Raw genomic sequence first — 14,091 nt, 5'->3', positions numbered from 1 at the left:
TGCGCCTAAGGACGCAGTTCTCGTTGATGGCTGGGGCTTTCGCCGTCGATGGTGAAGTCGGTGAACCCATTGGAGCCTCCCTTCAGCCAGCCCCGGCGGACCAGCCAGTCGCGTCCCAGCACATAGAACCAGCAGCCCGCACAGAAGCCCAGCGTCGGCGCGATCAGGAACGAGGCGGTGGGCACGGCCAGCACGGCGAACCCGACGGTCGGCCAGCCCGCTCCTGCAAGTCCGATCCCGGCGGCCTGCACCACGACCGAGAGCGCGCAGGCGCCGCGCGTCCCGCCCAGGTCGAAGTAGAGATCGCCGATGCGGTGCTCGCCACGGAAACGCACGAGCTGTGCCACCAGGCGCGCCACGGGCACCCAGCGCGGAGACAGCATCTGCAGGAAGGTCAGCACGAAGGTGACGCAGGCGAAGCGCAGGTCCTGCGTGAAGATGGCCGCCACCATGAAACCGGCCTCGGTCAGACGCTGCACCCGCATGCCGGGGCCGAACTGCAGTTCGCGGTCTGTGTCCATGGGGAACCTCCGGCAAAAGTCTAGCCACTACGGCGGGGCGGCGCCAGCGGGTTCGCCATATCCGAAAGGACATGCGCCATGCCTTCCCGTGCATGGGCCTCGCCGCCGCCGCGGCGGCGCGCCGCCCTGTTTCCCTGGGAAAACCGCGCGCGTTCGCGCTGGCATGGCTTTCGCGATAGCAGAAGGCCCCATACCAACCCAAGGAGAACGAAATGGCTGAAGAAAGCAGAGAACTGGTCGTGGTCATCACCCATGGCATCGACCACGAGTTGTCGTCGGTGGGCTTCACCATCGCCAACGGCGGCATCACGGCCGGGCTGAAGGTGGCCATCTTCCTCACCAGCGCCGGCGTCGACGTGGTGCGCAAAAAGGCCGCCGACACGACGCACGTTCGGCCGCTGGATCCGCTGGCGGAGCTGATGCGCGACTTCGTGGCCCGCGGCGGTGCGCTCTACGCCTGCACGCCGTGCGTCAAGTCCCGCGGCTATGAGCAGGCGGACTTCGTCGAGGGCGTGACCATCGCCGGCTCCAGCGTGATCCACGAGCGGCTGCTGCGCGGCGCGGCCACCCTGAGCTTCTGACCCGAGGAGCGGCGCCATGTCTGCCCCAGTCGATCGGGCCGAACTGGAAGGCAAGGTCCAGGCGATGTACCGCGAGGTTGCGGACAACCCCCACGGCGAATTCCATTTCGAGATGGGACGCGCCCTGGCCGAGCGGCTGGGCTACCGGCCGCGCGACCTGGACCGCATCCCGGCCGAAGCCATCCAGTCCTTCGCCGGCGTCGGCTACTACTTCCACCTGCTGGGCGACATGGAAGGGGCGCGCGTGCTCGACCTCGGCAGCGGCTCGGGCATGGACACCTTCATCGCCAGCCTGATCACGGGCCCGACCGGCACCGTGGTCGGCCTGGACATGACCGATTCGCAGCGCGCCAAGGCGGAGTCGCTGCGCCAGCGCGACGGCTTTCGCAATGTCACCTATGTCAAGGGCTACATCGACGCCGCACCGTTCGAGGACGGCAGCTTCGACGTGGTCATCAGCAACGGCGTGATCAATCTCGCCGTCGACAAGCCCCAGGTCTTCCGCGAGATCGCCCGCCTGCTGCGCCCGGGCGGCCGGCTGGCGATCGCCGACATCGTCACGGAGGTGCTGCTGCCCGAGAGCATCAGCTGCAACACCACGCTGTGGGCGGCCTGCATCGGCGGCGCGTGGCAGATCGGGCGCTACCGGCAGGCGATCGAGGACGCCGGCCTGCGCATCGCCGAGGAGCAGGTCAACGACCGATACCGCTTCCTCTCCGACAACGCCCAGGGCGCGACGAAGAAGTTCGGCGTCCGGAGCGTGTCGATCCGGGCCGACAAGGCGTAGCGGGGCCTTCGGGAAGCCCGCGGCCGCCGCAGGCTGCCTCGACCCATCCTTGCGCCATGTCAAGCCCGTGCACCCGCACGGGCTTGACACTGGCGTCGACATGAAAACCTCGACGTCCGTTGAACGAACCTGGCCGGTGCAGCGCACGCTGCACCGTCGATGATGGACGAATCGGCCGCCCTCACGCTGGCCTGGCGCGAAGCGTACCGGTTCGCCGTCGATTTCGGGCCGCCCGGCAGCGCCGCGCTCCTGACCGACGTGAAGCCGCCGCTCGGAACCGGCGCCGGCCCCGATTCGGAGCAGCTGCTGGTGGCGGCGGTGGCCAACTGCCTGTCGTCCAGCCTGCAGTTCTCGCTGCGGAAATTCAGCAACGATGCGGTCCCCATGCGAACGCAGGCCGATGCCACGCTGGCGCGCAATCCCCAGGGCCGCCTGCGCGTGGCGGGCATCCAGGTCGCCATCCACCTGGGCGTGACGGCATCCACGCTCAGGCAGCTCGACCGGGCGCTGGCCCAGTTCGAGGACTTCTGCGTCGTCACGCAAAGCGTGCGCACCGCCATTCCGGTCGAGGTGCGCGTGCTCGACGGCAGCGGCGCCCTGCTGACAGCCTGACGAGAGCGAACCCAGTTGCGGGAGTGCGCCATGACCCACGACAGCCTGAACATCATCCGCCATGAGCACCGCGCCCTCTCGGCCATGCTGCGCTCGATCATGCTGCTCCTGCACGGGCACCGGCGCTACGGCACCCTGCCCGACTTCGACGCCCTGCAGGCCATGCTGTTCTACGTCGACGAATTCCCGGAGAAGCTGCACCATCCCAAGGAGAGCCGGCTGCTGTTTCCGAAGCTGCGCGGACGCAGCGTGCAGACCGATGCGGTGCTCGACCAGCTCGACCGCGACCACGCGCACGGCGAGCGCGCCATCCGCGAACTCGAACACGCGCTGCTGGGATTCCGCACGATGAGCGGGACCGTCCAGTGCGAGATGCGGCGCGACAAATTCGAACAGCTGATGCGGCACTACGCCGACTTCTACCTGGCCCACATGCGCGTCGAGGAAACCGAGATCCTGCCGCTCGCCGAGTCGGTGCTCGACGCCGGCGAATGGGCCGAACTCGATGCCGCATTCCTTACGAACCGCGATCCGCTCGCGGGCCACGAAGCCGACGAAGCCTACAAGCCGCTGTTCCGCATGATCGTCGGCGCGCTGCAGGACCACGGCAACGTCGGCTCGGTGCTCGAGGCCTTCGCAGGCGCCGCGCTGCCGGTGTACCCGCCGAATCGCTGAGCGCCCCCTTCTCATCTTCACAGGAAACTCATGCCGCAAGATCTTGACGCACTCATCGTCGGTGCAGGACCGGCCGGGCTGGCCCTGGGCATTGCCCTGGCCGACGCCGGCTTCACCGCCACCGTGCTGGACGCGCAGCCGCGCGAGGCGCTGGCGGCCCCGGACGAGGACGGCCGGGACATCGCGCTGACCCACGCCAGCGTGGCCACCTTGCGCGCCCTGGGCCTGTGGCAGCGCCTGCGGCCCGAGGAAATCGGATGCATCCGCGAAGCGCGCGTCATCGACGGCGACCGGCAGGACTGCGCACTCAGCTTCTCGCCGCGCGGCCACGACACCGAAGTGCTGGGCTGGATCGTGCCGAACCATGCGCTGCGCCGTGTCAGCTTTGCAGCCGCCATGGAACGCCCGGCGCTGCGGCTGCTCGATCGTGCGCAGGTGCTTCGCGTCGCCACCGAGCCCGGCCACGTGCAGCTGGATGTCCAGGCCTCGCCGGGCCTGCCGCAGCAGCTGCAGGGCCGCCTGTTCGTCGCGGCCGACAGCCGCTTCTCCTGGTCGCGCAAGCAGCTCGGCATCGCGGCCGACATCCACGATTTCGGCCGCGTCATGATCGTCTGCCGGATGCAGCACGAGCTGCCGCATCACGACGTGGCCTACGAGTGCTTCGGCTACGAGCGCACGCTCGCGGTGCTGCCCGCCGTGGGCAATGTCTCGTCGGTCGTGGTGACCGCCGACACCGCGGCCGCCGAGCGGCTGATGCAATTGTCCGAAGCGAATTCGCGGCGCTCGTCGAACGCCAGTTCCGCAGCCGCCTGGGACGGATGCAGCTGCTCGGAAAGCGCTTCCCCTACCCCCTCGTTGCCGCCTATGCCCGGCGCTTCGTGGGCCAACGCAGCGCGCTGGTCGGCGATGCCGCCGTCGGCATGCATCCCGTCACGGCCCATGGCTACAACCTCGGTCTGCAGAGCATTGCCTCGCTCGTCCACGCGCTCTGCGAAGCCCGCGCGGCCCAGCGGGACATCGGTGCCGCCGAGGTGCTGGCGGGCTACGAGCGCGCACACCGCCGGGATGCGGCGCCGATCTACCACGGCACGAATGCGGTCGCGAGACTCTATGCCAGCACCGGGGCACCGCAGCGCCTCGTGCGGCAACTGCTGCTTCGGGGCGCGCAGCATCTGCCGCCGCTGAAGGCGGCGATCACCGCGCGGCTCACGGGCCGCGGCGGCCTGCAACTGCCTGGGGCCGCGGCCTAGGGTTCAGCGCGGCAAAGCGTGCTGTCCGGCGCGGCGCAGCGGTGGCCGCGCCGCAAAGTCATCGCGCGGCTGGGCACCAGCGCTCCTGCGGCCGGACCGCTGCGTGCGCAGATGGCGCGCCAGCGGTGCATCCATGGTGCGGACATGCCGTTCGTACCAGTCCCGCAACTGGCACGCCATTTCCCGAACCTGTGCAAGCCGCCCCTCGGTGGCGTGCACCGCGCCTTCGCGCATCACCTCCACCACCACGCGATGCTGGGCCGCGTGGTCCTTGCGCGACGCGAAGCCGGAGGCCCGCATCCAGATGTCTTCGCACGCGAAGTGCTCCGCCGCATACGCGAGCAGCTCGCGCCAGGCGCCCGGCAGCGCGGCGTCTGCCGCCTCGTCCACCTGCGCCAGGCGCCAGGCGAATCGCTCGCGTGCCCGGTCCATGAAAGGCAGGCCCAGCGGCATTCCATCGGATCGGTCCAGCATAGCCATGCGATTTCCTCTGAAGAAAGAGCCGGGTCGCGAGCCTATCGGGGGCCGGCGTCAGGTTCCTTGATCTCGCGCAACGATGGGGCACCCGGCCGGTGGTTCCACATCAGGACCAGGTTCACCATCACGGCCGAAACGATCGACCAGCCCACCCGGCTCGGTTCGACGAGGGCGAAGGCCGATGCAACGATTGCCGCGTCGCATGCCATCTGCACGGCGCCTGCGCTCCAGCCGTAGCGGCGCTGCAGGAACAGCGCGAGCACGCCGAAGCCGCCCAGGCTGGCGCCGTGGCGGAACAGCACGAGCAGGCCGACGCCGATCAGCAGGCCGCCGGCGACCGCCGCGAACAGCGGATGTGCCGGGTGCACGCCGAGCGCCTCTCCGATGCCCTCGACGCTGAGCGACAGCCCGGCAACGACAAGCAGGGTCTTCCAGGTGAACTGCAGCCCGAAGGCGCGCCAGCCGAGCGCGATGAAAGGCAGGTTCACGATGAGCAGGGTCCACCCCAGTGACCACCCCGAGGCGTAGTTCAGCAGGAACGCCAGGCCGGGAAGGCCGCCCGTCAGCAGATGAGCGCTGCGAAGCATGGCCAACCCGAGCCCGACCAGCAGGATGGCCGTGCCGAATCCCTGCGCATCGTCCAGCAGCGGATATCGCCGTGCGGCCTGGATGTGCGGGCTTTGATCCATATGGTTCTCAGTGTGGGCCCGCGCGGCGCTGCCGGCCTTGCGCCAGAACAAGGTTCTGCACGCCGCCGTGGCGCTTGATGTGGATCAAGCCGCCCGGAAAGCCCGCTTCTAAGCTCCGGGCAACCTTCCAGGAGTCCCATCGTGCAGCAGCGCGCCACCGCATCCAGCCAAGATTTTTCGCCCCCGTCGGTACGCCAGGCCGTGCCTGCGAAAGCCTGGCGCGTGCTGGCAGTGAGCACGCTGGCGTTCACCGTCTGCTTCATGGTCTGGATGATGTTCGGCGTGATCGGCATCCCGATCCGCAAGGCGCTCAACCTCAACGCGACCGAGTTCGGCCTGCTGACCGCGATGCCGGTGCTCACGGGCTCGCTGGTGCGCGTGCCGCTCGGCATCTGGACCGACCGCTTCGGCGGACGCATCGTCATGACGCTGCTGATGGCCGCCACCGTGCCGGCCATCTGGCTGATGTCCTACGCCACGCAGTACTGGCACTTCATCGTGCTGGGCATGTTCGTCGGACTCGCGGGCGGCTCGTTCTCGGTCGGCACGCCGTACGTGGCGCGCTGGTTTCCGCGCAGCCGGCAAGGCTTTGCGATGGGCATCTACGGCGCCGGCAACTCGGGCGCGGCGGTCAACAAGTTTGTGGCGCCGGCCATCGTGGTGGCCTTCGGCTGGGCCGTGGTGCCGCAGGTCTATGCGGCGATCATGCTGGGCACCACCGTCCTGTTCTGGATGCTGAGCGCCAGCGACCCCGCGCATCTGGTGGGCAAGAGCGTCGGTTTTTCCGAGCAGCTCAAGGCGCTGAAGGACCCGCGGGTGCTGCGCTACTGCCAGTACTACAGCATCGTGTTCGGCGGCTATGTCGCCATCTCGCTGTGGATGGTGCAGTACTACGTCGGCGAATACGGGCTGGACATCCGCATCGCCGCGCTGTTGGCCGCCTGCTTCTCGCTGCCGGGCGGCGTGCTGCGGGCCGTCGGCGGCTGGCTGTCCGACAAATATGGCGCGCACAGCGTCACTTGGTGGGTGATGTGGGTGTGCTGGATCTGCCTGTTCCTTCTGAGCTATCCGCAGACCGATCTCACCCTGAGCACGGTGAACGGCCCGCGCACCTTCCACATCGGGCTGAACGTCTACAGCTTCACCGCGCTGATGTTCGTGCTGGGCATCGCGATGGCCTTCGGCAAGGCCAGTGTCTTCAAGTACATCAGCGACGACTATCCCGCCAACATCGGCGCCATCAGCGGCGTCGTCGGACTCGCCGGCGGCCTGGGCGGCTTCGTGCTGCCCGTCATGTTCGGCGCGCTGATGGACCTCACCGGCATCCGCTCCAGCGCCTTCATGCTGATGTACGGCGTCGTGTGGGTCTCCCTCATCTGGATGTACTGGACCGAAGTGCGCGCCACCCAGGTCATGGGCGGCGTGCGCGCACGGACCTCGAATCTCAACCTGGAAACCAAATCATGAGCACCAGCACCATCGTCGTTCCTCCGGGCACGGCCGGCGGCCGCGCCGACATCGCCGACTGGCGTCCCGAGGACGAACAGTTCTGGGAAAGCACCGGCCGGCACGTGGCATGGCGCAACCTGTGGCTGTCGGTGCCTGCCCTTCTGTGCGCCTTCGCCGTCTGGGGCATGTGGGGAATCATCACCGTGCAGATGAACAACCTGGGCTTCCCCTTCACCCAGGCCGAACTGTTCACGCTCACCGCCATCGCGGGCCTGGCCGGCGCCACCATGCGCATCCCGGCCGCGTTCCTGATCCGGCTGGCGGGCGGCCGCAACACCATCTTCCTGACCACGGCGATGCTGCTCGCGCCGGCCATCGGCACCGGCATCGCGCTGCAGCACAAGGAGTGGCCGCTGTGGGTGTTCCAGCTCATGGCACTGTGGTCGGGCGTGGGCGGCGGCAACTTCGCCAGCTCGATGTCCAACATCAGCACCTTCTTTCCCAAGCGCCTGCAGGGCACCGCGCTGGGCCTTAACGCCGGCATCGGCAACTTCGGCGTCACCACCATGCAGATCGTCATCCCGCTGGTGATGACCGTGGGCCTGCTGGGCAGCATCGGCGGCGAGCCCATGACCCTGCTCAAGGACAGCGGCTGGATCCTGGGCAAGATCACCGCCGGCACGCCCACCTGGATCCAGAACGCGGGCTTCGCCTGGGTGCTGTCGCTGGTGCCGCTGTCGATCCTGTGCTGGTTCGGCATGAACAACCTGAACACCGTCTCGCCCGATACCGGCGGTGCGATCCGGGCCTTCATGAAGATCACCTGGCTCTACACGCTGTCGTTCGCCCCGGCGATCGCGGGCCTGTACCTGTACCTGCCGGCGCCCACGGGCCTGGGCCTGCTCAACATGTGGGTGGCCATGCCGCTGATCATCGTGGTCACGCTGTTCACCATGAAGCTCGCCGCGTTCGGCACGATGAAGGAAAACATCGCCAAGCAGTTCGAGATCTTCCGCGACAAGCACACGTGGTCGATGACGGCGTTGTACATCGTGACCTTCGGCTCCTTCATCGGCTTCTCGATGGCGCTGCCGCTGTCGATCGCGGTCATCTTCGGCATCAGCCACGTGCCCGACGCCGCCGGCGTGCTGCAGCACACGCTGAAGAACCCGAACGCGCCTTCGGCCTTCACCTACGCCTGGATCGGTCCCTTCGTCGGCGCGCTGATCCGCCCGGTGGGCGGCTGGATCTCGGACAAGGTGGGCGGCTCGATCGTCACGCAAGTGATCTCGGCGGTGATGGTGGTGGCCTCGGCCGCCGTGGGCTACGTGATGCTGCTGGCCTACAGCTCGCCGCAGCCGGAACAGTATTTCCTGCCCTTCATGCTGTTGTTCGTGCTGCTGTTCGCAGCCAGCGGCATCGGCAACGGCTCCACCTTCCGCACCATCGGCGTGATCTTCGACCGCGCCAAGGCCGGCCCCGTGCTGGGCTGGACCTCTGCCATCGCCGCCTACGGCGCATTCATCGCGCCGGTGGTCATCGGCGCCCAGATCAAGGCCGGCACGCCCCAGTACGCGATGTACGGCTTTGCCGTGTTCTACGCGCTGTGCCTCGTTCTCAACTGGTGGTTCTACCTGCGCCGCGGCGCCTACGTGAAGAACCCATGAGCCAGCCAATCGATTCAACGAAAGACAAACGATGAGCCACTTTCTCGACCGCCTGACCTACTTCGCGCAGGCGCGCGAATCCTTCGCCGACGGCCACGGCCAGGTCACCGGCGAAGACCGTACCTGGGAGGACGCCTACCGCACGCGCTGGGCGCACGACAAGATCGTCCGCAGCACGCACGGCGTGAACTGCACAGGCTCCTGCTCGTGGAAGATCTACGTCAAGGGCGGCATCGTCACCTGGGAAACGCAGCAGACCGACTATCCGCGCACCCGCTGGGACATGCCCAACCACGAGCCGCGCGGCTGCGCCCGCGGCGCCAGCTACAGCTGGTATCTGTACAGCGCCAACCGCGTCAAGTACCCGATGGTCCGCGGCGCCCTGCTCAAGGCCTGGCGCGAAGCGCGCAAGACGCTGGCGCCCGTCGAGGCCTGGGCCTCCATCGTGCAGGACGAGGCCACGCGCCACAGCTACCAGAGCGTGCGCGGCCTCGGCGGCTTCGCCCGCTCGGGCTGGGACGAGGTCAACGAGATCGTCGCGGCCAGCAACATCCACACGATCCGCCGCTACGGACCGGACCGCATCATCGGCTTCTCGCCGATTCCCGCCATGTCGATGGTGAGCTACGCCGCGGGCAGCCGCTACCTGAGCCTGATAGGCGGCGTGTGCATGAGCTTCTACGACTGGTACTGCGACCTGCCGCCGGCCAGCCCCCAGGTGTGGGGCGAGCAGACCGACGTGCCGGAATCGGCCGACTGGTACAACTCGAGCTACATCATCGCCTGGGGCTCCAACGTGCCGCAGACGCGCACGCCGGACGCGCACTTCTTCACAGAGGTGCGCTACAAGGGCGCCAAGACGGTCGCGATCACGCCCGACTACTCCGAAGTCGCCAAGCTGTCGGACCTGTGGATGCATCCGAAGCAGGGCACCGATGCCGCGGTCGCGATGGCCATGGGCCACGTGATCCTCAAGGAGTTCTACTTCGACAAGCGCACCGCGTACTTCGACGACTACGCGCGCCGCTACACCGACCTGCCGATGCTGGTCATGCTCAAGGAACACACCCTGCCCTCGGGCGAAAAGGTGATGGTGCCCGACCGCTACCTGCGGGCCTCCGACTTCGACGACCGGCTCGGGCAGCCGAACAACCCGGAATGGAAGACCGTCGCGCTGGCCGAGGACGGCCGCGTGGTGGTGCCGCAGGGCGCCATCGGCTTTCGCTGGGGCGCGGACGGCCGGGCCGATGCCGGGCAGTGGAACCTCGAGGCCAAGGAGGCGGAGCACGGCGGCGACGTAAAGCTCACGCTGTCGCTGCTCGACGATGCGGGCACGGCCGTCCAGCCGGCGCAGATCGGCTTCCCCTACTTCGGCGGCATCGAGAGCGCGCACTTTCCGAACAACGCGCAGAGCGACGTGCTGGTGCGCACGGTCCCGGTCCGGCGCATTGCGCTCGGTTCGGAAGGCCGGACCGCGCTGGTCGCCACGGTGTTCGACCTGCAGGCCGCCAACTACGGCGTGGCGCGCGGCCTGCCGGGCGAGATGGCGGCCGCCGGCTACGACGACGATGCGCCCTACACCCCGGCCTGGCAGGAAAAGATCACCGGCGTGCCGCGCGACCAGGTCATCACCGTGGCGCGCGAGTTCGCGGCCAACGCCGAGAAGACGCACGGCAAGTCGATGGTGATCATCGGCGCGGCCATGAACCACTGGTACCACAGCGACATGAACTACCGCGGCGTCATCAACATCCTGATGATGTGCGGCTGCATCGGCCAGAGCGGCGGCGGCTGGGCCCATTACGTGGGCCAGGAAAAGCTGCGCCCGCAGACCGGCTGGACCCCGCTGGCCTTCGCGCTCGACTGGATCCGCCCGCCGCGGCAGATGAACTCCACGAGCTTCTTCTACGCGCACACCGACCAGTGGCGCTACGAGAAGCTCGGCATGGAGGAAGTGCTGTCTCCGCTGGCCGACAAGGCTGCATTCGCCGGCACGATGATCGACTACAACGTGCGCGCCGAGCGCATGGGCTGGCTGCCGTCGGCGCCGCAGCTGCAGACCAACCCGCTGCAGGTGGCGCGCGACGCGCAGGCCGCCGGCCTCGACGGCGCGGCCTACACGGCCCGTGCGCTGAAGGACGGCACGCTGCGCATGAGCTGCGAAGACCCCGACCATCCGTCGAACTGGCCGCGCAACATGTTCGTGTGGCGTTCCAACATCCTGGGCTCCTCAGGCAAGGGGCACGAATACTTCCTCAAGCACCTGCTGGGCACCACGCACGGCGTGCAGGGCAAGGACCTCGGGCCCGACGACGCCAAGCCGACCGAAGTGGTCTGGCACGACAAGGCGCCCGAAGGCAAGCTCGACCTGCTGGTGACGCTCGACTTCCGCATGAGCACGACCTGCCTCTACTCGGACATCGTGCTGCCGACCGCCACCTGGTACGAGAAGAACGACCTCAACACCAGCGACATGCACCCCTTCATCCATCCGCTGTCGACCGCGGTCGATCCGGCCTGGCAGGCGCGCAGTGACTGGGAGATCTACAAGGGCTTCGCGCGCACCTTCAGCGCCATGTGCCCCGGCTATCTCGGCGTCGAGAAGGAAGTGGTGCTCACGCCGCTGATGCACGACTCGCCCGCAGAACTAGCCCAGCCCTTCGGCGTGGCCGACTGGAAGCGCGGCGAGTGCGAGCTCATCCCCGGCAAGACCGCGCCGCAGATAGCGGTGGTCGAGCGCGACTATCCGAACCTCTACAAACGCTTCACCGCCCTGGGCCCGCTGCTCAAGAAGATCGGCAACGGCGGCAAGGGCATCGGCTGGAACACGGACGTCGAGGTCGACGAACTCGGCAACCTCAACGGCCGCGTCACCGATGCCGGCGCCACGCAGGGCATGCCGTGCATCGACACCGACATCGACGCCTGCGAGGTCGTGCTGCAGCTGGCGCCCGAAACCAACGGCCACGTGGCCGTGAAGGCGTGGGAGGCGCTGGGCAAGCAGACTGGGCGCGACCACACGCACTTGGCGATCTACCGCGAGGACGAGAAGATCCGCTTCCGCGACATCCAGGCGCAGCCGCGCAAGATCATCTCCTCGCCCACCTGGAGCGGCATCGAGAGCGAGAAGGTCTCCTACAACGCGGGCTACACCAACGTCCACGAACTGATCCCATGGCGCACCCTGACCGGCCGCCAGCAGTTCTACCTGGACCATCCGTGGATGCGTGCCTTCGGCGAAAGCCTGGCGGTCTACCGCCCCCCGGTCGACCTGAAGACCACCAAGGACATCCACAACATCCGCAGCAACGGCAACAAGGAGATCCAGCTCAACTTCATCACGCCGCACCAGAAGTGGGGCATCCACTCCACGTACACCGACAACCTGCTGATGCTCACGCTGAACCGCGGCGGTCCGGTGGTGTGGCTGTCGGAGGACGACGCCAAGAGCGCCGGCATCGTCGACAACGACTGGGTGGAGCTGTTCAACATCAACGGCGCCATTGCGGCGCGCGCGGTGGTGAGCCAGCGCGTCAATCCGGGCATGGTGATGATGTACCACGCGCAAGAGAAGATCATCAACACGCCGGGCTCCGAGATCACCGGCACGCGCGGCGGCATCCACAACTCGGTGACCCGCATCGTGCTGAAGCCCACGCACATGATCGGCGGCTACGCGCAGCTGAGCTACGGCTTCAACTACTACGGGACCATCGGCACCAACCGCGACGAGTTCGTGGTGGTGCGCAAGATGAACAAGGTCGACTGGCTCGACACGCCCGCGGACGTGGCCGACGCGGCCACCGCAGCGGCGGCCTGAACGAGGTACCCACGATGAAAATACGCGCGCAAATCGGCATGGTCCTGAACCTGGACAAGTGCATCGGCTGCCACACCTGCTCGGTCACCTGCAAGAACGTCTGGACCAGCCGGCCCGGCGTCGAGTACGCCTGGTTCAACAACGTCGAGACCAAGCCCGGCATCGGCTACCCCAAGGAATGGGAGAACCAGGGCAAGTGGCAGGGAGGCTGGGTGCGCAAGCCCGACGGCTCGATCGAGCCGCGCCAGGGCGGCAAGTGGAGTTTGCTCATGCGCATTTTCTCCAACCCCAACCTGCCGCAGATCGACGACTACTACGAGCCCTTCACTTTCGACTACGAGCATCTCCAGTCGGCGCCCACCATGAAGGCGCCGCCGACGGCGCGCCCGCGCAGCCTGATCACCGGCAAGCGCATGGAGAAGATCGAGTGGGGCCCGAACTGGGAAGAGATCCTCGGCGGCGAGTTCGCCAAGCGCAGCAAGGACGCCAACCTCGACAGCTTCGACGCGGTGCAGAAGGAGATGGTCGGCCAGTTCGAGAACACCTTCATGATGTACCTGCCCAGGCTGTGCGAGCACTGCCTGAACCCGGCGTGCGTGGCCTCCTGCCCCTCGGGCTCGATCTACAAGCGCGAGGAAGACGGCATCGTGCTGATCGACCAGGACAAGTGCCGCGGCTGGCGCATGTGCGTCTCGGGCTGCCCCTACAAGAAGATCTACTACAACTGGCAAAGCGGCAAGGCCGAGAAGTGCATCTTCTGCTACCCGCGCATCGAGGCCGGCCAGCCCACCGTCTGCTCGGAAACCTGCGTCGGGCGCATCCGCTACCTGGGCGTGGTGCTGTACGACGCCGACCGCATCCAGGAAGCGGCCAGCGTGCCGGACGAGAAGGACCTCTACGAGGCCCAGCTCGGCATCTTCCTCGACCCGCACGATCCGGAAGTGATCGCGCAGGCCCGGCGCGACGGCATCCCCGAGGCCTGGCTCGAAGGCGCCCGGAACAGCCCGGTCTACAAGATGGCGATGGAGTGGAAGGTGGCGCTGCCGCTGCACCCCGAGTACCGCACGCTGCCGATGGTCTGGTACGTGCCGCCGCTGTCGCCCATCACCGCGGCCGCCAACGCCGGGCATGTGGGCGCCAAGGGCGCGATTCCCGACGTCACGCAGATGCGCATCCCGGTGCAGTACCTGGCCAACCTGCTGACCGCGGGCGCCACCGAGCCGGTCATCCGTGCGCTCGAGCGCATGCTGGCCATGCGCACCTACCAGCGCGGCAAGCATGTCGACAACTTCGCGGACCCGGCCGTGCTGGCGCAGGTCGGCCTGAGCGCCGCGCAGGTGGAAGAGATGTACCAGGTGATGGCCATCGCCAACTACGAGGACCGCTTCGTCATCCCCACGACGCACCGCGAGTACGCCGAGAACACCTTCGACATGAAGGGCGGCTGCGGCTTCTCGTTCGGCAACGGCTGCTCCGACGGCAGCTCCGAGACCAGCCTGTTCGGCGCCGCCAAGCGCCGCACGATTCCCATCCATGCCAAGGTCTGACGCCGGGAGCGCCACG

The 14,091-nt window shown here is 67.6% G+C and carries 11 protein-coding genes and 1 pseudogene; 9 read left to right on the top strand and 3 right to left on the bottom strand.

Annotated elements, in window-relative coordinates; genetic code table 11:
• Positions 1-5: 5 nt before the first annotated feature.
• Positions 6-521 (bottom strand): DUF4395 family protein, encoded by a 516-nt coding sequence (locus FB547_RS17210; protein ID WP_145744249.1) that lies wholly within the window; start codon positions 519-521, stop codon positions 6-8.
• A gap of 212 nt (positions 522-733) precedes the next feature.
• Here FB547_RS17210 and FB547_RS17205 point away from each other — a divergent pair, with 212 nt between their 5' ends.
• From FB547_RS17205 to ubiM, 5 genes and pseudogenes are all read left to right on the top strand, one after another.
• Positions 734-1,102 (top strand): DsrE family protein, encoded by a 369-nt coding sequence (locus tag FB547_RS17205; RefSeq protein ID WP_145744247.1) that lies wholly within the window; start codon positions 734-736, stop codon positions 1,100-1,102.
• A 16-nt stretch (positions 1,103-1,118) separates the two neighbouring features.
• Positions 1,119-1,889, top strand: a complete 771-nt coding sequence (locus tag FB547_RS17200) for a methyltransferase domain-containing protein (protein WP_145744245.1) — start codon at positions 1,119-1,121, stop codon at positions 1,887-1,889.
• A 159-nt stretch (positions 1,890-2,048) separates the two neighbouring features.
• Positions 2,049-2,501 (top strand): OsmC family protein, encoded by a 453-nt coding sequence (locus FB547_RS17195; protein ID WP_145744243.1) that lies wholly within the window; start codon positions 2,049-2,051, stop codon positions 2,499-2,501.
• Positions 2,502-2,531: 30 nt separating this feature from the next.
• Positions 2,532-3,176, top strand: a complete 645-nt coding sequence (locus FB547_RS17190; RefSeq protein ID WP_145744241.1) for a hemerythrin domain-containing protein — start codon at positions 2,532-2,534, stop codon at positions 3,174-3,176.
• Positions 3,177-3,206: 30 nt separating this feature from the next.
• Positions 3,207-4,426 (top strand): annotated as a pseudogene (ubiM, locus tag FB547_RS33860) (5-demethoxyubiquinol-8 5-hydroxylase UbiM).
• Positions 4,427-4,429: 3 nt separating this feature from the next.
• Here ubiM and FB547_RS17180 read toward each other — a convergent pair.
• Positions 4,430-4,906, bottom strand: coding sequence for a bacteriohemerythrin (locus FB547_RS17180; RefSeq protein ID WP_145744239.1), 477 nt, complete (start codon positions 4,904-4,906; stop codon positions 4,430-4,432).
• A gap of 35 nt (positions 4,907-4,941) precedes the next feature.
• Positions 4,942-5,592, bottom strand: a complete 651-nt coding sequence (locus FB547_RS17175; protein WP_261380316.1) for a YitT family protein — start codon at positions 5,590-5,592, stop codon at positions 4,942-4,944.
• 201 nt (positions 5,593-5,793) lie between these two features.
• Between FB547_RS17175 and FB547_RS17170 the strand changes: the two genes are divergently transcribed.
• From FB547_RS17170 to narH, 4 genes are read left to right on the top strand one after another with little or no spacing between them, the layout of a single operon-like run.
• A complete protein-coding gene (locus FB547_RS17170; protein ID WP_145744565.1) occupies positions 5,794-7,059 on the top strand; it encodes an MFS transporter in 1,266 nt (421 codons plus the stop codon).
• Positions 7,056-8,708 carry an MFS transporter gene (locus FB547_RS17165; RefSeq protein ID WP_145744237.1) on the top strand — a complete coding sequence of 551 codons (1,653 nt, stop codon included), beginning with the start codon at positions 7,056-7,058 and terminating at the stop codon, positions 8,706-8,708. The genes FB547_RS17170 and FB547_RS17165 overlap by 4 nt, the downstream gene beginning before the upstream one ends.
• 31 nt (positions 8,709-8,739) lie before the next feature.
• Positions 8,740-12,528 carry a nitrate reductase subunit alpha gene (locus tag FB547_RS17160; RefSeq protein ID WP_145744235.1) on the top strand — a complete coding sequence of 1,263 codons (3,789 nt, stop codon included), beginning with the start codon at positions 8,740-8,742 and terminating at the stop codon, positions 12,526-12,528.
• Positions 12,529-12,542: 14 nt separating this feature from the next.
• Positions 12,543-14,075, top strand: coding sequence for a nitrate reductase subunit beta (gene narH, locus FB547_RS17155; protein WP_145744233.1), 1,533 nt, complete (start codon positions 12,543-12,545; stop codon positions 14,073-14,075).
• Positions 14,076-14,091: the final 16 nt, after the last annotated feature.

Origin of the sequence: Variovorax beijingensis (assembly GCF_007828835.1) — a bacterium.
GTDB classification, from domain to species: Bacteria; Pseudomonadota; Gammaproteobacteria; order Burkholderiales; family Burkholderiaceae_C; genus Variovorax; species Variovorax beijingensis_A.
The sequence above is the reverse complement of the archived record's forward strand: the minus strand, read 5'-3'. Positions and strand labels throughout refer to the sequence as shown.

Coding starts and splice junctions, on each gene's coding strand:
- FB547_RS17210 (WP_145744249.1), bottom strand. CDS start 521: ATGGACACAGACCGCGAACTGCAGTTCGGCCCCGGCATGCGGGTGCAG.
- FB547_RS17205 (WP_145744247.1), top strand. CDS start 734: ATGGCTGAAGAAAGCAGAGAACTGGTCGTGGTCATCACCCATGGCATC.
- FB547_RS17200 (WP_145744245.1), top strand. CDS start 1,119: ATGTCTGCCCCAGTCGATCGGGCCGAACTGGAAGGCAAGGTCCAGGCG.
- FB547_RS17195 (WP_145744243.1), top strand. CDS start 2,049: ATGATGGACGAATCGGCCGCCCTCACGCTGGCCTGGCGCGAAGCGTAC.
- FB547_RS17190 (WP_145744241.1), top strand. CDS start 2,532: ATGACCCACGACAGCCTGAACATCATCCGCCATGAGCACCGCGCCCTC.
- FB547_RS17180 (WP_145744239.1), bottom strand. CDS start 4,906: ATGGCTATGCTGGACCGATCCGATGGAATGCCGCTGGGCCTGCCTTTC.
- FB547_RS17175 (WP_261380316.1), bottom strand. CDS start 5,592: ATGGATCAAAGCCCGCACATCCAGGCCGCACGGCGATATCCGCTGCTG.
- FB547_RS17165 (WP_145744237.1), top strand. CDS start 7,056: ATGAGCACCAGCACCATCGTCGTTCCTCCGGGCACGGCCGGCGGCCGC.
- FB547_RS17160 (WP_145744235.1), top strand. CDS start 8,740: ATGAGCCACTTTCTCGACCGCCTGACCTACTTCGCGCAGGCGCGCGAA.
- narH (WP_145744233.1), top strand. CDS start 12,543: ATGAAAATACGCGCGCAAATCGGCATGGTCCTGAACCTGGACAAGTGC.